The 17,638-nt window shown below is 59.0% G+C and carries 15 protein-coding genes; 7 read left to right on the top strand and 8 right to left on the bottom strand.

From position 1 onward, the window contains the following. Positions 1-3: 3 nt before the first annotated feature. From paaD to paaA, 4 genes are all read right to left on the bottom strand, one after another. Positions 4-600, bottom strand: a complete 597-nt coding sequence (gene paaD, locus ACN08Y_RS03025) for a 1,2-phenylacetyl-CoA epoxidase subunit PaaD (protein ID WP_419111790.1) — start codon at positions 598-600, stop codon at positions 4-6. 72 nt (positions 601-672) lie between these two features. After that, positions 673-1,500: a 1,2-phenylacetyl-CoA epoxidase subunit PaaC gene (paaC, locus tag ACN08Y_RS03020; protein WP_419098885.1), complete on the bottom strand. Its 828-nt coding sequence runs from the start codon at positions 1,498-1,500 to the stop codon at positions 673-675. Next, positions 1,497-1,808 (bottom strand): 1,2-phenylacetyl-CoA epoxidase subunit PaaB, encoded by a 312-nt coding sequence (paaB, locus tag ACN08Y_RS03015; RefSeq protein ID WP_419098886.1) that lies wholly within the window; start codon positions 1,806-1,808, stop codon positions 1,497-1,499. Before paaB ends, paaC begins: the two co-directional genes overlap by 4 nt. 2 nt (positions 1,809-1,810) lie before the next feature. Beyond that, positions 1,811-2,815, bottom strand: coding sequence for a 1,2-phenylacetyl-CoA epoxidase subunit PaaA (paaA, locus tag ACN08Y_RS03010; protein WP_419098887.1), 1,005 nt, complete (start codon positions 2,813-2,815; stop codon positions 1,811-1,813). A gap of 296 nt (positions 2,816-3,111) precedes the next feature. Here paaA and ACN08Y_RS03005 point away from each other — a divergent pair, with 296 nt between their 5' ends. Then, on the top strand, positions 3,112-4,185 hold the full coding sequence (locus ACN08Y_RS03005; RefSeq protein WP_419111789.1) for a 3-hydroxyisobutyryl-CoA hydrolase: 1,074 nt from the start codon (positions 3,112-3,114) through the stop codon (positions 4,183-4,185). Positions 4,186-4,210: 25 nt separating this feature from the next. On the opposite strand, the gene ACN08Y_RS03000 is transcribed toward ACN08Y_RS03005, so the two are convergent. Beyond that, the gene (locus tag ACN08Y_RS03000) at positions 4,211-4,411 is read right to left on the bottom strand and encodes a hypothetical protein (RefSeq protein WP_419111788.1); all 201 of its coding nucleotides are present in this window, start codon (positions 4,409-4,411) and stop codon (positions 4,211-4,213) included. A gap of 1,244 nt (positions 4,412-5,655) precedes the next feature. Here ACN08Y_RS03000 and ACN08Y_RS02995 point away from each other — a divergent pair. From ACN08Y_RS02995 to ACN08Y_RS02975, 5 genes are all read left to right on the top strand, one after another. Then, the gene (locus tag ACN08Y_RS02995; protein WP_419099436.1) at positions 5,656-6,072 is read left to right on the top strand and encodes a PaaI family thioesterase; all 417 of its coding nucleotides are present in this window, start codon (positions 5,656-5,658) and stop codon (positions 6,070-6,072) included. Next, positions 6,069-7,442: a phenylacetate--CoA ligase family protein gene (locus ACN08Y_RS02990; RefSeq protein ID WP_419104072.1), complete on the top strand. Its 1,374-nt coding sequence runs from the start codon at positions 6,069-6,071 to the stop codon at positions 7,440-7,442. Before ACN08Y_RS02995 ends, ACN08Y_RS02990 begins: the two co-directional genes overlap by 4 nt. A gap of 805 nt (positions 7,443-8,247) precedes the next feature. After that, positions 8,248-8,988, top strand: a complete 741-nt coding sequence (locus ACN08Y_RS02985) for a type IIL restriction-modification enzyme MmeI (protein ID WP_419111787.1) — start codon at positions 8,248-8,250, stop codon at positions 8,986-8,988. 319 nt (positions 8,989-9,307) lie between these two features. Further along, positions 9,308-11,917, top strand: coding sequence for an N-6 DNA methylase (locus ACN08Y_RS02980; protein ID WP_419111786.1), 2,610 nt, complete (start codon positions 9,308-9,310; stop codon positions 11,915-11,917). A gap of 530 nt (positions 11,918-12,447) precedes the next feature. Continuing rightward, positions 12,448-13,074 carry a TetR/AcrR family transcriptional regulator gene (locus ACN08Y_RS02975; protein WP_419111785.1) on the top strand — a complete coding sequence of 209 codons (627 nt, stop codon included), beginning with the start codon at positions 12,448-12,450 and terminating at the stop codon, positions 13,072-13,074. 135 nt (positions 13,075-13,209) lie between these two features. On the opposite strand, the gene paaZ is transcribed toward ACN08Y_RS02975, so the two are convergent. Beyond that, a complete protein-coding gene (paaZ, locus tag ACN08Y_RS02970; protein ID WP_419098891.1) occupies positions 13,210-15,291 on the bottom strand; it encodes a phenylacetic acid degradation bifunctional protein PaaZ in 2,082 nt (693 codons plus the stop codon). 146 nt (positions 15,292-15,437) lie between these two features. Between paaZ and ACN08Y_RS02965 the strand changes: the two genes are divergently transcribed. Continuing rightward, complete coding sequence (locus ACN08Y_RS02965) at positions 15,438-15,857, top strand: PaaI family thioesterase (RefSeq protein ID WP_419104075.1); 420 nt, start codon at positions 15,438-15,440, stop codon at positions 15,855-15,857. 171 nt (positions 15,858-16,028) lie between these two features. On the opposite strand, the gene ACN08Y_RS02960 is transcribed toward ACN08Y_RS02965, so the two are convergent. Together ACN08Y_RS02960 and ACN08Y_RS02955 are read right to left on the bottom strand one after the other, a co-directional pair. After that, positions 16,029-16,895, bottom strand: coding sequence for a 3-hydroxyacyl-CoA dehydrogenase family protein (locus ACN08Y_RS02960; RefSeq protein ID WP_419098893.1), 867 nt, complete (start codon positions 16,893-16,895; stop codon positions 16,029-16,031). A 9-nt stretch (positions 16,896-16,904) separates the two neighbouring features. Beyond that, positions 16,905-17,603, bottom strand: coding sequence for an enoyl-CoA hydratase/isomerase family protein (locus tag ACN08Y_RS02955; protein ID WP_419111053.1), 699 nt, complete (start codon positions 17,601-17,603; stop codon positions 16,905-16,907). Positions 17,604-17,638: the final 35 nt, after the last annotated feature.

The raw sequence follows: 17,638 nt of genomic DNA, 5'->3' as shown, positions 1-17,638 counted from the left end.
TCCTTAGTGAATCTTGAAGTAGTCAAAGGGCTCGCAGCAGGCGGTGCACTGGTAGAGAGCCTTACAGGAAGTGGAGCCAAAGCGGGTGAGTTCTTTGGTAGCTAGGGAGTGGCAGCGGGGGCACTTGACCGCCAGCCCCAGGGTCACCGGCCCCGCGGCGGCTTGCCCGCTGGGTGGGGCAATACCGTACTCAGCCAGGCGGTCTTTACCTGCCTGACTCATCCAGTCGGTGCTCCAGGCCGGGGAGAGTACCAGCTCCACCTGCGGTATCTGCTGGCCGTGATCTGTGAAGACCTGGCGGATGCTGGCGGTAATACTTTCCATGGCCGGGCACCCGGAGTAGGTGGGAGTGATGACGACTATCGGCTGGCCGTCCTTGCCGTAGCGGGCCGCTCGTAGGATGCCCAGGTCGGCTATGGAGAGTACCGGGATTTCGGGGTCAGCTACCTTGGCGGCTAGCTCCCACAGGGTAGCGTCAGAGCCGGCGGGCGCCGGGACGGCACTTTCGGCCTCCCGGGGTGGGGCTGCGTAGCCGGAGTCCTGGTCAAAGCCGAAGCTGAAGTCAATTCCGGCGCTAGCGGCTTGGCTAGCGTGTGTCATCGGGGCACCTCCTTGTGCGTGTGGTCAGCTAGCGGGGCGGTAGGGCCGGGAGCACCGGGGTGCTCCCGGTTTTTACCAGGTGGCGCCGGGGTGGGCGCGGGCCAGTACCTGCATCTCTGCCAGGATGTGCCCGCGGTGTTCGCTCATGACTCCGGAGCGGTCGCCGCCGCGAGCCTGATCAAGGTTGGGCACCTCTAGCTGAGCTTCACCGATGATGGTGTGCAGGCGCTCTTGGAACCTTTGGCGCAGGCTTGAGGGGGCCACCGCGATACCCGCTAGTTGGTCTACCGGGTCAAAGTCGTAGAAGAGCTCATCAATGTAGGGCCACATGTAGTAGAGGCCCTCCTGCATACGGCGGTTTGACTCCTGGGTGCCCATGCCCAGTCTCAGGGTCCAGGCGGTGGCGTGGTCCTGGTGATAGGCCACTTCTTTCAGGGCCTTGGCGGCAATGGCGGCCAGGGTGGGGTCCTGGGAGTTGACCAGCTGGGAGTAGAGCTCGTGCTGGTAGTAGGAGAAGATGAGCTGGCGGGCGATAGTCTGCCCAAAGTCCCCGTTTTCCTGCTCGGTCAGGCGGGCTGAACGGAATTCTTCTTCGTCGCGGAAGTAGGCCAGGTCGTCTTCGGTCTTGCCCCAGGCTGTTCCTGCGTAGGTCAGGAAGAAGCGGGCGTGCCCAATCAGGTCCAGGGCGATGTTGCCCAGGGCGATATCTTCTTCTAGTTCTGGTGCCCGTGAGATCCAGTGGGAGAGGCGCTGGCCTAGCATGAGGGCGTCGTCGCCCAGGGCTAGGGCGTAGCGGGCTACTGCATCACTGGCCTGCACTCCGGAGGCGGTGATGTCCTCAGCCAGGATTGATTCTCCTTGGCTGTGGTGGGTTGCTGAGTCTGAGGAGGCCATGCTCATAGGTGCTTAACCCCCTCGCTGGTGGTGTAGTAGGTGGCGTGGCGGTAGCTCTTACCCTGGGCCGACTCAAAGAAGCCGCCCTTGGAGTCGGGGTCTGAGGCCAGGATTGCTTGGGCAGGGACCACCCAGATGCTGGTGCCTTCGTTGCGGCGGGTGTAGAGATCACGGGCGTTACGCAGGGCCATGGTGGCATCGGGTGCGTGCAGGGAGCCTGCGTGAACGTGGGAGAGGCCGCGTGATGAACGGACGAAGACTTCCCAAAGGGGCCATTCGTTGGAGTCGGGTAGGTGTGTGATGTTCTCGGTCATCTTTATGCTCCCAGGAGTTCTGCGTGTTGCTCTGCTGTTTTGCGTGCGTAGGCGGCGGCTGCTTCGCGTACCCAGGCGCCCTCCTCGTGGGCGGCGCGGCGGCGTTGCATACGCTGGACGTTGCAGGGGCCTGCCCCGGAGATTACGGAGTGGAATTCATCCCAGTCCAGGGGGCCGTGGTCGTAGTGGCCGCGCTCTTCGTTCCATTTGAGGTCCGGGTCGGGCAGGGTCAGGCCCAGAGCCTCGGCCTGGGGGACCAGCATGTCAATGAAGCGCTGGCGTAGCTCGTCGTTGGAGAAGCGTTTGATGTTCCAGGCCATGGATTGCTGGGAGTTGGGGGAGTCGGCATCCGGGGGGCCGAACATTTGTAGGGCGGGGCCGTAGAAGCGGTTGACGGCGTCCTGGGCCATTTTCTTTTGGGCTTCTGTGCCGTGGGAGAGGGCGTAGAGAATTTCCCAGCCCTGGCGCTGGTGGAAGGATTCTTCCTTGCAGATGCGGACCATAGCTCGCCCGTAGGGGCCGTAGGAGGCGCGGCAGAGGGGGACCTGGTTGCAGATGGCGGCTCCATCGACTAGCCAGCCGATAGCGCCCATGTCAGCCCAGGTACGGGCGGGGTAGTTGAAGATGGAGGAGTATTTGGCTCGGCCCTCAAGCAGTTGTTCGTTGAGGATGTGGCGGGGGGTGCCGAGGGTTTCAGCGGCGGAGTAGAGGTAGAGCCCGTGTCCGGCCTCATCCTGCACCTTGGCCATGAGGATAGCCTTGCGTTTGAGGGAGGGGGCGCGGGTGATCCAGTTGGCTTCGGGTTGCATGCCGATGATTTCGGAGTGGGCGTGCTGGGAGACCTGGCGGGTGAGGGTCTTGCGGTACTTTTCGGGCATCCAGTCGCGGGGTTCGACGCGGGAGTCCTCTGCGATGAGCTGGTCAAAGTAGGCCTGCTCGGTGCTGGTGTCCCCTGGTGCGGGTTGGTCTACTGCTGTGAGGTGAGGGTTAGTTGTCTCTGTGGTCATGGGCTGGCTCCTTGCGGGGTGTGGGGGAGGGGCTTCCCCCAGTCAAAAATAATTACTGACCGTTCGTTCAGAATATAGTGTTTCGTGGGTCACGGTCAAGAAACCGGGTGGCGTGCCGGGCCAGCTGATGGGTTTTCTCTCTGGGGGTGTGAACTGACGCTGTCTTGCTCAGAGAGAGGTGGGTAGAGTGGGCAGTGGCGAAAAGTATTTATCGGGGCTAGAGACAGGCCCCCGCTGGCGGCAGTGTGGCCGACCTGGCGGCTGGGTCTTGGGCCCAATCATTGAGAGGAAAGATCATGGTGGACGTAGCAGATCAGAGCCTTCTGGTGCAGCAGTGCGGGAGCCTGGGGGTGATTACCCTCAATAGGCCCCGTGCCGTTAATGCCTTGAACTACCAGATGATGCAGGGCCTGAATGCGGCCTTGGATCGGTTTGAGGCTGATCCGGGCGTGTGTGCCGTGCTGGTGCGCGGAGCTGGTGAGCGTGGCCTGTGCGCCGGGGGAGATATCGTAGCTCTCTACCGGGCCATGAAGGATGCCCCGCAGGAGGGCGTGGAGTTCTTTCGCTACGAGTACGCTCTCAACCTGCGACTTTCCCGCTACCCTAAGCCCTATATTGCCCTGATGGACGGTTTGGTGCTGGGCGGGGGCCTGGGAGTTTCTGCCCACGGTTCTCACCGTTTAGTGACTGAGCGGACCCGCGCCGGTATGCCCGAAACGGTGATTGGTTTTAGCCCGGATGTAGGTGTTCTTAATATTCTGGCCCGGGCACCTCAGCATCTGGGGGTGCTGATGGCGCTGACTGGTTTGCATGTGGGCGGGGCCGATGCCCTAGCAGTGGGCTTGGCTGACTTTTTTATTCCCTCAGCCAGGGTTGATGACCTGGTGGGAGAGCTATCTGGGGTGGCTGACAGTTCTGAGGTTGACGGTGTGCTGGCCGGGATGCAGGTTGACGCTGGTGCTTCCCCGCTGGCTGCCCAGGCCGCCTGGGTGCAGCAGGCCTTTGCCGCTGATTCGGTAGAGCAGATCAGGGAGAGCGTGCGGCAGGTGGTTGCGGCTGGGGGAGAGAGAGCTGAGTTTGCTACAAGAGTTCTGGGGGCTATGGAGCAGAATAGCCCCACGGGCATGAAGGTGGCTTTGGAGGCGGTACGCCGTGCCGCCACCCAGAGCTTGGCTCAGACCCTCAATCAGGATTTTGTGACCACCTGTAGGGCTATGGAAGGGCACGATTTGAGTGAGGGGATTCGCGCCCAGGTCATTGATAAGGACCGGAACCCGGCCTGGTCCCCCGCTCGCCTTGAAGAGGTGGGCGGGGGCACGGTCCTGGCCTTCTTTGAGCCAACCGATGCGGGGGAGCTGGGGCTGGCTTAGGAGAGGAGAGGGGGGAGGGGGCCGCTTATTGGTGGGTTTGCTTGCGCATCATGATCATGGCACGGATGGTGTTGTAGGCGTGGATGGCGAAGCCGATGAGGAAGATGATGAGGCCGGGGATGAAGAGCTCTTGGTGTTTGTAGCCGTGGTAGCCAAGGAGGATAAAGCCGGTGAGGGCGGTGAGTACCCCAACCCAGTAGAGGGGTGTTTTAAGCATTTCTTTCATGACTTTATTTTTCATTTTAATAGTCCGTAATCCCCGAGAAGTAGAAGGTAGAGCGTTCCAAGTAGACATAGGACGTTTGGCCCTACCGTTGTGAGGTATCGCCCTGCTGGGCTTGGGTTTTTGAAGATCATGGTTTCAGGCCATACAGCAGGGTTCCCTTCTTTGATGTTTTTCTTAGTCTTGAAGTAGAAGAAGGGTATTGTGAACAAGGAAGCTACGATGAAGCAGATATAAACATAGTGGGAAATATTCATATAAGTATCCTATTTTTATCCGACCGGTAAGGGGAAATTAAAATTAAGAGTTGCACTTCAACCGACACGCTTTCTGCTTGCTCGGTCGGGGTGGACCTTTAACCTGTAGATGAACACTGTAAAACCTACAAGAAAAGCAATTGCTCCAAATATTGTTACTGTATTATTTATTTTATTTCACAGGCTAAGATATTCCGTGGGTTCTAGGGCTCGTCCCAGGTAATTTTTTATTTTTTGTCATCATAGTGCGCTGAAGCTCCAGCTACCATCAATATAATTACTCCTGTTCCAAACAGTATATACCCTGCGGGGTGCACTGTTGATGCAGTCCCCGAAAAAGTATTAAGTATTATCAAAATTCCAGTAAATAAAAATAGGGCGGCAACTATCTGAATTATTAAAGCCTTCTTCATTATTTCCCTAAAAATATATAATTGTAAAAATTATCATCAACATTCCCATGAGGCACCCAAAAAACTGTGTTGCAAACTTGATAGAAAAGCCTTCACTGTTGAGCGTCCTGGCAGATAGTGTCACGGCAAATATCGTGTAAAAGCTAAACACTATCAACATGAGAACTTGCAATGTGCTCATTCTTATCCAATCGGTATTGAGAAATCCAATCCTAAATTATATCCTCCGGAGCTTGTCACAATTCCGGCATGATGAACGTGGTGCCTGGCTGCTTATTTGAAAGAGAGCCACCAAAATATCCTCCTACCGTGTAACCACCGCGACAGCCCCAGCTAGTCACCCCCTCACCCATATTGTCGTCGCTGCTAGGGGCGGGGGTGCGGTCACCTAAACCCTCGGGGGCAGGTGGGGGCTATTCTCCTACGCTCTGTGTCTGTAGAGGGCTTTGCGGTGCCGGATAACAAGACCCCCTAGAGTGTTGCACATCTCACTAAAATGTGAAACAGTGGGTCTAAACAATAACTGACCGAATGGTCACTAAATTCTTGTGGAGGTTATGTGGCCCCCCAGCACCCCATGCTCAAGCAGGACCAGGCCAGTCACTGGATGGGCATCCGCCTGCTCACCGTTGAGCCAGGCCATGCCATCATCGAAATGGACATCCGAGACGAAATGGTCAACGGCTTCGGCATGGTGCACGGGGGCATGACTTTCGCGTTCGCAGATACCGCCTTTGCCCTGGCCTGCAACAGCAGTGACCCAGAGGAACTAGCCCAAAGCATCACGGTCGGAACAGGCGTGGACATCAACTATCTTGCACCGGCCTACCGAGGGCAAACCCTGCAAGCAGAAGCCACACTCACCCACCGCACCGGGCGAACCTGCCTGGTCGATGTCACCGTCACCTGCAAGCAGAAGCTCATCGCTGAGTTTCGCGGGCGCGGGCGGTCAATCACCCCTCCAGCTCCCACCACGGAAGGACACCCAGCATGAGCACCACCCCGCACTCTACCTGTAGCGTAGAGAACCCCTACAGCCCCGCGCCCCGCGCCACAGACCCAGCCCAGCCCGACCCCGAAGAGCTGGCCAGCCGGGACCAGATCGAAGCCCTACAGTTTGAGCGCCTGCGCTGGACCCTGCACTACGCCTATGAGAACGTCCCCGCCTACAAGGAACTCTACGACTCCCACGGCGTTCACCCCGGCGACTTTAAAGAACTCGACGACCTCAAACTCTTCCCCTACACCGACAAAGAGTTCCTCCGCAAGGCCTACCCCTTCAAAGCCTTCGCGGTGCCCATGAGCGATGTCCGCCGCATCCACGCCTCCTCGGGTACTACCGGCCAGCCCACCGTGGTTGGCTACACCGAAAACGACATTGCCACCTGGAGCTCCCTGGTGGCCCGCTGCTTCCGTTTCTCCGGCATTAAACCCGGCTACAAGGTGCACAACGCCTACGGTTACGGCCTCTTCACTGGTGGGCTGGGTGCCCACTACGGTGCCGAACGCCTGGGTGCTGCCGTTATCCCCATGTCCGGTGGCCAGACCGAGAAGCAGGTTCAGCTCATCCGAGACTTTGAACCCGATGCCATCCTTTCAACTCCGACCTATCTGCTGACCATTGCAGATGCCTTCCGTAAACAGGGGATTGACCCGCAAGAAACTTCCCTCAAAACAGCTGTGCTTGGTGCCGAGCCCTGGACTGCGGAAATGCGCCACGAGATTGAAAAGACCTTCGGAACCCTCAAAGCCTGCGACATTTACGGGCTATCTGAGGTCATGGGCCCCGGTGTGGCCGGGGAGTCCTTTGAAACCCAGGACGGCTCCCACATCTGGGAGGACCATTTCCGCCCCGAAATCATCGACCCCTTTGATGACACTGTGCTGGATATGGGCCGCCCCGGTGAGCTGGTCTTTACCTCCCTGACTAAAGAGGCCCTGCCCATTATCCGCTACCGCACCCACGACCTAACCCGCCTCCTGCCCGGTACCGCCCGCCCCGGCCACCGCCGCCTGGGGCGCATCACCGGTCGTAGCGATGACATGATTATCTTGCGCGGGGTTAACCTCTTCCCCTCCCAGGTGGAAGAGCTCGCCCTGCAGCAGCCTGAGCTCTCGCCCCACTTTGCCCTGGAACTGACCCGCCCTGGCCGTATGGACGAGATGACTGTGCGCATTGAACGCCGCGAAGAGGTCACGCTCGAAGCCGCCCAGGAGGCCGGCAAGCGGCTCCTGCACGATATCAAAACCAAGATTGGTTCCACCTGCCAGATTGAGGTGCTAGACCCGGAGGTTCTGCCCCGCTCGGTAGGTAAGATTCGCCGTATCTACGACTACCGTAACAAGCCCAAGGGCAATGAATAGAAGCTGACAGCTCGGACATGCTGCCAGTCAAGTAACGTATTTGCCCTACCCTGAAATGCTAGTAGCTCTGAGGCACGAGTTCGGCAGGTGATGAGAAGGAGGTGGGGGTGGAGAGGCCGCTAAAAATTCTGATGCGGGTTGCCTTCTTTATCTCTGCCCTTCTTTTCTTCTGCCTTTTCAGCGGAGCCAGAGATTATCTGCTCCACGGACAGAACCGGGTTCTAGGTTACGGTGGGGCGCTGACTCAGATATGTGCTCATCATCTCCGACGTTTGCGCGCGGGCGTTACTGGGTTCGCTTGGTACCTTGCCTACACATGGTGATCGGCAGGCACGTTGACGGACGCACCAAGGAGAGGGCTACGTGGCTCGACTGACACTCAAGGAAATTGAAGCTCGCTTCGCACCGCTAGGCGAGTAGGGTGTCTACAACCGGGAGTTCCTCTTCGACCTGATCATCGCTTGCGGTGAGCCCAAGAGCTCCATCACCCGCCTACGTAAACCCCAGAGCGAGGGCTCCCTCAACGTTGCGCCGATGAAACATGCGAGGATGCTCTCAAGAACGTCGTCTACCTGCACGAGCTTCCTGCCGGTACGAACGGACAAGATCCCCTCAACGCCAGTGAGGTCCTACTTACGGCACCCCACGTACTGCGCTACACCCCGCGCTTCATCATGGTGACCGACTGCGCAAACCTGCTGGCCTGGGACACCAAGACCGGGGGAACACGATCTTCCCGCTGTCGTAGGTCGGCGAACGTTTCGCCTTCTTCCTGCCATGGGCGGGGATGGGGAAGATGCAGTATGTGGCCGAGACACATGCGGATTTGAAGGCTACCGAGCGCATGGGAGAGCTGTTTGACGATCTCCTCAGCGCCAACCCCGGGGTATTGCAGGGCCGGACCAAACGCCACAGCCTCGATGTCTTCTTCAGTCGGCTGCTGTTCTGCTACTTCGCCGAAGACACCGGCGTCTTCGAGCCTAACCGGTTCACCAACGCTGTCGGCTCTCACACCCTGGAGGACGGATCCGACACGCAGGACTTCCTCACGGACCTCTTCTCCGCCCTGGATACCGAATGGCCCGAGGATAAGCCTGCACATCTGGCTGGCTTCCCGTATATGAACGGGCGCCTGTTCTCCAGGGATCAGACGCTCACCGTGCCGGTGTTCACCCGTAAGTCCCGCAGCCTGCTCATCGGATTGGGGACGCTGCTGTGGCAGGAGATCAACCCGGATATCTTCGGCTCCATGTTCCAGGCCATCGTCACCCCCGGGCAGCGCAGCGACCTGGGACAGCACTATATCTCGGTGCCTAACATCCTCAAGACCCTTGAACCCCTGTTCCTGGATGATCTGCGCGCCCAGTTCGACGCTGCCTATGACAAGCCCAAGAAGCTCGATGCCCTGCTGGAGCGGGTTGGGCGGATCAGGGTGTTTGATATTTCCCTACCTCAACCGATACCTGTGCAGAGCTCCCCAACCCGGTCCATGCGACCGGGTTTTCGCTTGCTACCGGGCCAAAATCGGTGTGTGCTTACCGCCTAGTGCATGCTCGGTGAAGGGCGCGCCTGGGTGGTGTTGGTGTGCCGCGAGGTGGGGCCTGCTGGGGCTGTACCCCCACTCCGGCACGCGAACCATTCACGCGCCGGAGTATGGGGATGGCGAGGGCCTTGACTATGCCGCATGGCGATGCCAGACCGGTAGTGTCGGCCCTCAGCGGACCTTCGCAGGAGGCCTGTAGAATTGATGGGGGTATCGTCGCTCCGAGCGCAGGACGACGACTCGTAGCAAGTCGATCTCCGGTCGCTCTAGTCGGCGGCGTCGAGACAGTAGTTACGAAGACAAAGAGACGGAAGGTCGCATCATGGTGGCGCACATCGGAACACTCGAACCGCAGGTGAATGATAGAAGGTTTGACGTTGATACCAACGACGACGGACTCATCGTCGACGTACTGAGCAAGAAGCTGCTTCAGAATAAGCCCGAAGAGCGAGTTCGCCAGCGGTTCCTCAAGGTTCTCCACTATGAGTATGGCTATCCATACAATGAAATGCGCACCGAGGTGACCGTGTACGCAGGAAGTTCCCCGATACTGAACCGCGACGGTAGTCCGAAATTCGCCGACATCGTTGTGTATTCAACGAAGAAGGCGGCTTCGAGCAACGATCAGTCGAACATCAAGTTCATGGTCGAATGCAAGCGGCCTAACGTAACCCAAGGTCTGAATCAGCTGGCGTCGTACGTGTTTAACACGTCCGCTGAAGGCGCCATTTGGACCAATGGAGATGACCTCCAGGCGTACCGCCGTACCTTCCATCCGAGCAATGGCCTACTTGAGAGTGTCGGCATCCCTGCCCGTGGCGAGACGTGGGAGTCTATGGGGAGGACACGCAAGAGCGATCTTCGCCGACCTCAAGATGTCAGGGGGTTGCTACGTCTCTGCAACAACAAGCTGCACGGACGCGGCATTGACTCCGACGAAGAAGACCTCACCATGGAAATGGTGCGGATCATCCTCGCTAAGGCGCAGGATGAAATGCAGCCAGGCGAACTTCCCGAGTTTTATGTGACCTCTGAAGAGAACGCCTCAGCCGAAGGGCGTGTTCGTGTTGCGCAGCGCATTCAACGCCTGTTCCGCGCTTTCGCCGACAATAACCCAGGTGTCTTTTCCGAATACGAAAAGATTGGGGTCTCCGATCGGGCGATCACCGACGTTGTAGCTCTCTTGCAGCACTGGCAAATCATGACCCGGCTAGATGAGGCCCAAGAATGGGATGTGATGGGCGCGGCTTATGAGGAATACACCCACACGCACCTCAAGCGCGCTCGTGGACAATTCTTCACGAACCGACTGGTCGTTGACATGATGGTCAAAATGCTTGACCCGATCCCGGGCAGTAAGGTTCTAGATCCGGCTGGCGGGTCCGGCGGGTTCACGACAGCGGCGCTGCGGCATATGCGCCAAACCGTCATCGCCTCGACGCGTGAAGGCTCGGCACAGCGAGAGCACCAGCTTGCCAATCTGCGGCGACAACTATTCGCAGTGGAGATCAGTAAGCGCCTGGTGAAGATTTCCAAGACAGCTATGCTCTTGAATGGTGACGGGCATAGCGGAATGACTCAGGGTGACAGCCTAGGCCCCTTCGATCAGATGGATACGTGGATCCAGTCGCAATGCAATGAGGGTCAGGCTGGGTACATCCTCACGAATCCGCCGTTTGCTGGCGTAGGCGATGGACAGGTGACCGATCGCGAGGTGCTGGCGCAGTTCCAGTCTGCACACCGATGGAAGATAGTGGATGGTCAGTACCAGGCATTCCCCGAACTTCAGGAGGCTTGTCCGCCTGAAATGCTGTTTTTTGAACGGTGCCTGCAGTGGCTGAAGGTGGGTGGCAAGCTCGCGATTATCGTACCTAAGTCATTCCTTGACACCGCGACCTTTAGGCCCGCTAGAGAGGTGCTTTTTGCGCAGGCAAAACTTCTTGCGGTGATCAATCTACACAAGAATTCATTCCAGCCTGACACGGGTGTAAGGACTGCTGTGTTGATTGTCGAGAAGACAGGGATGGATTCGCGGCTGAACACCGACATACAGCCCGACGTGTTCATGGCTATTTCTCAGAAGGTTGGGCGAGATAGTGAGGGGGTGCCTATTTACAAGATCCTCGCAAACGGAGAACGCACCGACATCCTTGACGAGGATCTGTCGCAGATTTTCTCCGACTACACCGATTTCCTTTCGGGCACATTCAAAGAGAGCGAATATCGATTCGCCGTGCCCTTCGAGCGGATTCTCGAGTCCGGCAATATCAATCCGCAGCATTACCTGCCGGATCTAAATGAGACGCTTCGTCGAATTCAGAGTTTCGACGAGCGGGACGGCTGGAGTGTCTCATCTCTTTCTCAGGTGGCGAGTGATGTGGAGATTTTCAAGGGACCGCGACTGCGCACTGAAAACATCCTTGTTGAGGGGCCGGGTGCAGGCATTGAGCCATACTATACGCCGTCTGCAATTCTCCAAGACCGCAGAGATTCGGTGAAGTGGCTCGACATGACGCGTGCTACAGATCGTCAGCGAGATGCGTTTGACGTGGTCCGGGTCCACGTAGGTGACATTCTAGTGACTCGCTCGGGATCCATTGGTCGTGTGGCATACATTACCTCCGGACTGGATGGCGCGATTGTCTCTGACGATGCGATTCGGGTACGAATTCCTGATGTCCAGATGAGGCTTTACGTTCTCGCGTTCCTGCTTTCTGATGAGGCTCAGGCGCAGATGCGAATTAGCGAGTACGGGGCTGTTCAGCAGCATCTCGAACCTTCTCATCTGGCTGACCTGTCAGTTCCGATTCCTGACGACATGAGGCAGGTTCGCGAGGTGGTTGCCGCAGCTAACAGCTTTGTGCAGGCCAAGGAATTTGTGGATCAGGCACACGCTGAACTGATCGATGCGAACGACCTGTTTTCGCGGTAACCGCTCGAGGGCCGGCAGTCCCCTGCAATCCTGAGTCGTTTCAGGTTCGGTCGCTTGCAGGGGCATCTGTGGGTGTCGACATGCCGGGCTTTGACGTCGTGGGTTCTGTGCTAGCATCGATGCAGGCATAGTTACGCAGAACAGCGGGATGACGTAAGGGGGGCGCCGCCGTACCTGAGTCTGACGAGACGTTCGCAGAGTACCTCTCGCGCGTTCACAAGGAGCGCGGCCTGACCCTCCGGGCCTTGATAACTAACCCCCGCATCCTCGTAGCCGATGAACCTTCTTCTGCCCTGGATAGGGCAAGAACCGAGCATATTATGGGGCTTCTTGCTGGCCTGGCTGCCGGTGGAATGGGTATCGTTCTAGCAACCCATGACCCTCTGGTGGCCCAAGCCTGTCACCGGGTCCAGCATCTCTCTGTTCTGTAGAGGTGTATTCTGCGCTCAAAGCTTCGCGTGCTTTAGTAGCATGGGAAGCGCCCCTTCCCCAGGGGTTGCCCCCCTACTGCTGATGTGAGAGGACCACCCGTGAGCGCCCAGCCTACCGTCACCACTCAGACCGGTGCCCGTGTCAAACGAGGCCGCCCCGGCTACGACCGCCAAGAGGTACTGCGGGTCTGCGTTGAGGCTTTCAACGAGCACGGCTACGATGCCACCAGCATGGACATGCTGGCTAAACGGCTGGGGCTGACTAAGAGCGCAATCTACCACCATGTCACATCCAAAGAGGAGATCCTGCGCACGGCCCTGGACCGGGCCCTCGATGCCCTCGAAGAGGTTTTTGAAGCCGGTGAGGTGCTAGAAGCTGACCCCAGAGAGCGCCTAGAGTTTGTGGTCCGTCAAACCGTCTTTGTGCTCGCTGAACACCTGCCCTCGGTCACCTTGCTCCTCAGACTCAAGGGCAACACCCCGGTGCAAGAGGCGGCCCTGGATAAGCGCCGTGCCCTGACCGTGCGCCTTGCCGCCCTGGTCGCGGCGGCCCAGCAGGCGGGGCAGGTGAGGGAAAGCGCGGACGCCCGCACCCTGGCCCGCCTAATTTTCGGTATGATCAACTCCCTGGCGGTCTGGTACGACCCTGATCGCGGAGGGGACATTGAGGCCCTGGCCGACGCCGTAGTCGACATGGCCTTCCGGGGCATTGCGGTTGAACCTTAAGGCCCAAGCTAGAAGGGGAAAGAAAGTAGTCAAACTGAGTATTCCATTACCTCACGATCCCAGCTAAGAGCTAGGAGGGTCACCGGTCTTGTGCAACCGGCCCCTCCCGTTTCCCGTCTCTAGTACTGAGAGTTTTTAGTCCTCGCTCATCTCCTGCATAGGCCAGGTTTTAGCGACCAGGGTGAGCACATCGTAGGTGGCGACGACTTCGTCCTTCTGATTGTGCAGAACAGCGTCCCAGGTGACCTCGCCGTAGTCGTCGGTAACGCGCGGAGTAATCTTCTTAGCGGTCAGTGTCACCCGGATAGCGTCATCGTAGGTGACCGGTGTGATAAAGCGCAGATTCTCCAAGCCGTAGTTAGCCAGTACCGGGCCCGGTGCAGGGTCCACAAAAAGGCCTGCCGCCCACGAAACCAGCAGGTAGCCGTGCGCCACCCTGCGCGGGAAGAAGGGGTTAGCGGTAGCTGCCTGCTCATCGGTGTGGGCGTAGAACATATCCCCGGTTTCCTGCGCGAACGCCGTGATATCCTCCAGGGTCACCGTGCGCAGGTCAGAAGCGAACTGATCCCCGATCTCCAGCTCCGCCAGAGACTTGCGGAAGGGGTGGACCCCCTGCCCGGCCTCCACCTGGGCACGAGTCACCGTGCGAGCATCCGCCCCGCTATGCCAGACCCCGGTCAGGGCAGTGAGCTTATTGGGTGAGCCCTGAAGGGCAGTGCGCTGCATGTAATGCTTGATAGCGCGCACACCGCCCAGCTCCTCACCGCCACCGGCCCGGCCCGGCCCACCGTGAACCAGATGAGGCACCGGGGAGCCGTGCCCCGTAGAAGTCTTAGCATCCTCACGGTCTAGAATCAGTACACGCCCGTGGTGGGCGGCAATGCCCAAAGCCAGTTGGCGGGCCACAGCATCGTCGTGGGTGCAGACTGTAGCAACCAAGGAACCAGCGCCCAGGGCTGCCAGCTCCACCGCTTCTGCCACATCCTGGTACTCAAGTACGGAGGTCACCGGCCCAAAAGCCTCTACCGCGTGAACCTCAGGGGTTCGAGCATCAGCAAAGGTCAGCACAGTCACCGGGTAGAAGGAGGGGCCCTCGGGGGCCTGCCCCTGGAAGGCAACCTGACCGCCTGCGGCAACCAGCCGCTCTACCGCTGCGCTGACCTCCGCTTTCTGCTCGGGTGAAGCCAAGGAACCCATGGTCACGCCCTCAGCCTGTGGATCGCCCACTACAACGCGGCCCGAAATTTTAGCGGCAAGAGCTTCAACGACCTCACCGGCACGTCCCTGCGGGACCAGCACCCGGCGGATAGCCGTACACTTCTGACCGGCCTTAGCGGTAATCTCCACCATGACCGACTTAATGAAGGCCTCAAACTCCGGGGTATCAGCGGTAGCGTCCGGGCCTAGGATCGCGGCGTTGAGTGAATCAGTCTCGGCAGTAAAGTGCAGTCCCTTAGTCTGGACGCTGGGGTGGGAACGCAGAGTCTGCGCTGTGGCAGCTGAACCGGTGAAAGCAACATGATCCCGGTAGTCCAGATGATCCAGCAGATCGCGGGCAGAGCCAGAGATGAGTTGTAGGGAGCCTTCCGGTAGCAGGCCGGAATCCAGCATGATGCGCACCGTGGCCTCAGTAACATAGCCGGTGGGGGTGGCTGGCTTAACAATGGTGGGCATCCCGGCAATAAAGGCAGGGGCGAACTTCTCGAGCATCCCCCAGATGGGGAAGTTGAAAGCATTAATTTCTACCGCAACACCGGGCAGGGTGGTGTAGATATGTTCACCGATAAAGGAGCCATCGCGTGAGAGCGGTTCCAGGGCACCATCAATAATGACCTGGGCGTTGGGCAGTTCCCGGCGGCCCTTGGACGAGAAGGTAAAGAGCGTGCCAATACCGCCGTCTACATCGATGTAGTGGTCGCGGGCGGTTGCGCCGGTGGCAAAGGAGAGCGCGTAGAGTTCCTCCTTGTGCTTGCCCAGGTGCAGGGCCAGCTCTTTGATGATCAGGGCGCGTTCATGGAAGGTTAGTGCGCTGAGGTTGGCCTGGCCCACGGTGCGGGCGTAGTCGATGGCCCCGGCGGTGTCGATGCCCTCGGTGGAAACCCGGTAGATGACCTCACCGGTGACGGCCTTGAGGACGTCCTGGGCCTTGGAGGGGTTTTGGGGCACCCACCAGTTACCCTTGATGAAGCTGGGGACTAGAGGGGCAGTGCTCGTCATGGGGGTTCCTTTGCTCGGTCAGGTGGTAACGCTAGGGACAGCCCGGCAAATAAGTGACCGAGCGTTCAGTTATTGCTATAAACTATAGTTCACATCACACTTGAAAGAAAGTGCCCAGCCCGCCGGGCAGAAAGGAAAACAAAAGCATGACTCAGGATGCACGCCCCGCCGACCAGGCGGAACTCTGGAAGATTAGGCTGGGGGAGCTGGATCAAAAACTGGGTGTGGAAGTACTCGAAGAGTCGGCTCAGCGGGTTGTCGCCACTATGCCCATTGAGGGGAACCGTCAGTCGCTGGGGCTACTGCACGGTGGAGCCATGCTCGCCCTGGGCGAGGCCGTGGGCTCCTGGGCAGCCGTTATTCACGCGTCCAGCATGGGCAAGGTCGCTGTAGGTGTAGATGTCAACGCCACCCACCACAAATCCTCCCGGGCCGGTACCGTGCGCGCAGTAGCGCAGGCCATTCACCTGGGGCGCTCGCTGACCACCCACGAAGTTATCATCACCCACCAGGAGAGCGGGGACCGGCTCTGCACCCTGCGAATCACCAACTTCATCAAGGGGTAGTTTCTTTATAAAGTAGCCCGCCCGGGTGGGTCCGGCAAATTTCTGCCGGGTCCGTAAAATGGGTGCCCCGCTGGAAAGATGGATGCCCAGACGCGTCAGCCCCGCCCGGTTCTCCGGAAGCTGACTTGTTGCGGCTTCTCGAAGACCGGGCCTCAGCGTAAGGGCAGGCACCTAGCTGTAGTCGTAGAAGCCCCTACCGCTTTTACGGCCTAGCTCGCCACGGGCCACCATGTCGCGCATGAGCTGCGGGGGTGCGAAACGTTCACCCAGCTGCGATTCCAGGTACTCAGCAATGCCCAGGCGCACATCCAGGCCCACCACATCGGTCAAAGCCAGCGGACCAATGGGGAACTTGTAGCCCAGCACCATAGCGTTATCAATATCCTCAGGGCTTGCTACGCCCTCTTCAACCATGCGGATAGCCTCCAAGGCGATAGCCACACCCAGGCGGGAGGACGCAAACCCCGGGGCGTCATTGACCACCACGGGGGTCTTGCCCAGGCCCTCAACCCAGGTGCGTGCAAGGGTTTTCAGTTCATCGGAGGAATGCTTAGACTGCACTACCTCCACCAGTTGTGAAGCCGGTACGGGGTTGAAAAAGTGCAGGCCAATAAAGTGAGCTGGCCGTTCTAGTGATTCTGCCAGCCCATCAATGGACAGCGATGAAGTATTAGAGGCCAACCATGCGCTTTCATCAAGCTCTTCCTCTACCGCGCGCAGGGCCGAGACTTTCAGGTCCCAGTTTTCGGGTACGGCTTCTACGACGAGTTGGCGGTCAGAAAAATCAGCGTAGCTCAGAGAGAGGCTCAAACGTTCGGTCAGTTCATCCAAATTGCCATCGAAGGTGCCGCGCTCTAGCGACTTAGCCAGGTCACGTTCGACCCTCTCGCGGGCGGCCTGGGCGCTGAGCTCGTCACGCTCCACCACCAGAACCTGCGCCCCAGCCAGCAGGAAGGCGTGGGCGATGCCGGCACCCATGCGCCCGCCGCCCAGCACGCCTACGCGGGCGGGTACTTTAAGTTCGTGAATTTCGGTCATAGGACACCTCTACTTCTTTTTGCGGTCTAAAAAGGCCTGCATGCGGTCAAACTTGGCCTGGGATTCAAACAAGATAGCCTGGGCTAGCTCATCAATGTGCGGGTGGGCCTGCCGGGGGGCGGCAAATACCCGTTTGGTGACGCGAATAGCCAGGGGGTCCTGGGCGGCTATGCGGTCGGCTAGGGCGTGCGCAGCGGGGAGCAGGTCATCCGGTTCGTGCAGCTCTGTGACCAGGTGCAAATCCAGGGCCTCCTGGGCATTGAGGATACGCCCGGCCAGCAGGATCTCCAGGGCCACCGGCTCACCGACCAGCTCTTTGAGCCGCCACAAACCACCTGCGGCGGCAATGATACCCAGATTGGTTTCTGGCTGACCCATCTTGATGTAAGGGGTGCCCAGCCGGAAATCGGCGGCGTAGGCCAGCTCCGCCCCGCCGCCTAAGGCGTAGCCGTCAAGAGCGGCAATCACCGGCATGGGGAGCTTATGGATGCGGTCAAAAATCTGCGAGTTAACTCCGCGCAGGGCATCGTCCCGGCGGCGTTCACGCAACTGGGCGATATCGGCACCGGAGGCAAAAATGCCCCGTCCCTCTACCTGGCAGCCGGTCAGAATCAGAATCTTGGGGGTGTTTTCCAGATAGGCGCATACTTCGTGGAGCTCAGCGACCATGGTTGCGTCAATAGCGTTACGTACCTGGGGGCGGTTCATGCGCACCAGCAGGCGATCTTGGCTTTCCTCAAGGG

The organism is Rothia sp. P5764 (assembly GCF_048512965.1).
In the GTDB taxonomy this organism is placed as follows: domain Bacteria; phylum Actinomycetota; class Actinomycetes; order Actinomycetales; family Micrococcaceae; genus Rothia.
Note: the sequence above shows the minus strand (reverse complement) of the source record. Positions and strands in the feature narration are given on the sequence as shown.

Excerpts from the sequence above, each read along its gene's own strand:
- paaD (WP_419111790.1), bottom strand. The coding sequence starts at position 600 with ATGACACACGCTAGCCAAGCCGCTAGCGCCGGAATTGACTTCAGCTTC.
- paaA (WP_419098887.1), bottom strand. The coding sequence starts at position 2,815 with ATGACCACAGAGACAACTAACCCTCACCTCACAGCAGTAGACCAACCC.
- paaB (WP_419098886.1), bottom strand. The coding sequence starts at position 1,808 with ATGACCGAGAACATCACACACCTACCCGACTCCAACGAATGGCCCCTT.
- ACN08Y_RS02955 (WP_419111053.1), bottom strand. The coding sequence starts at position 17,603 with ATGAACCGCCCCCAGGTACGTAACGCTATTGACGCAACCATGGTCGCT.
- ACN08Y_RS02965 (WP_419104075.1), top strand. The coding sequence starts at position 15,438 with ATGACTCAGGATGCACGCCCCGCCGACCAGGCGGAACTCTGGAAGATT.
- ACN08Y_RS03005 (WP_419111789.1), top strand. The coding sequence starts at position 3,112 with ATGGTGGACGTAGCAGATCAGAGCCTTCTGGTGCAGCAGTGCGGGAGC.
- ACN08Y_RS03000 (WP_419111788.1), bottom strand. The coding sequence starts at position 4,411 with ATGAAAGAAATGCTTAAAACACCCCTCTACTGGGTTGGGGTACTCACC.
- paaC (WP_419098885.1), bottom strand. The coding sequence starts at position 1,500 with ATGAGCATGGCCTCCTCAGACTCAGCAACCCACCACAGCCAAGGAGAA.
- ACN08Y_RS02980 (WP_419111786.1), top strand. The coding sequence starts at position 9,308 with ATGGTGGCGCACATCGGAACACTCGAACCGCAGGTGAATGATAGAAGG.
- ACN08Y_RS02960 (WP_419098893.1), bottom strand. The coding sequence starts at position 16,895 with ATGACCGAAATTCACGAACTTAAAGTACCCGCCCGCGTAGGCGTGCTG.
- ACN08Y_RS02995 (WP_419099436.1), top strand. The coding sequence starts at position 5,656 with ATGCTCAAGCAGGACCAGGCCAGTCACTGGATGGGCATCCGCCTGCTC.
- paaZ (WP_419098891.1), bottom strand. The coding sequence starts at position 15,291 with ATGACGAGCACTGCCCCTCTAGTCCCCAGCTTCATCAAGGGTAACTGG.
- ACN08Y_RS02990 (WP_419104072.1), top strand. The coding sequence starts at position 6,069 with ATGAGCACCACCCCGCACTCTACCTGTAGCGTAGAGAACCCCTACAGC.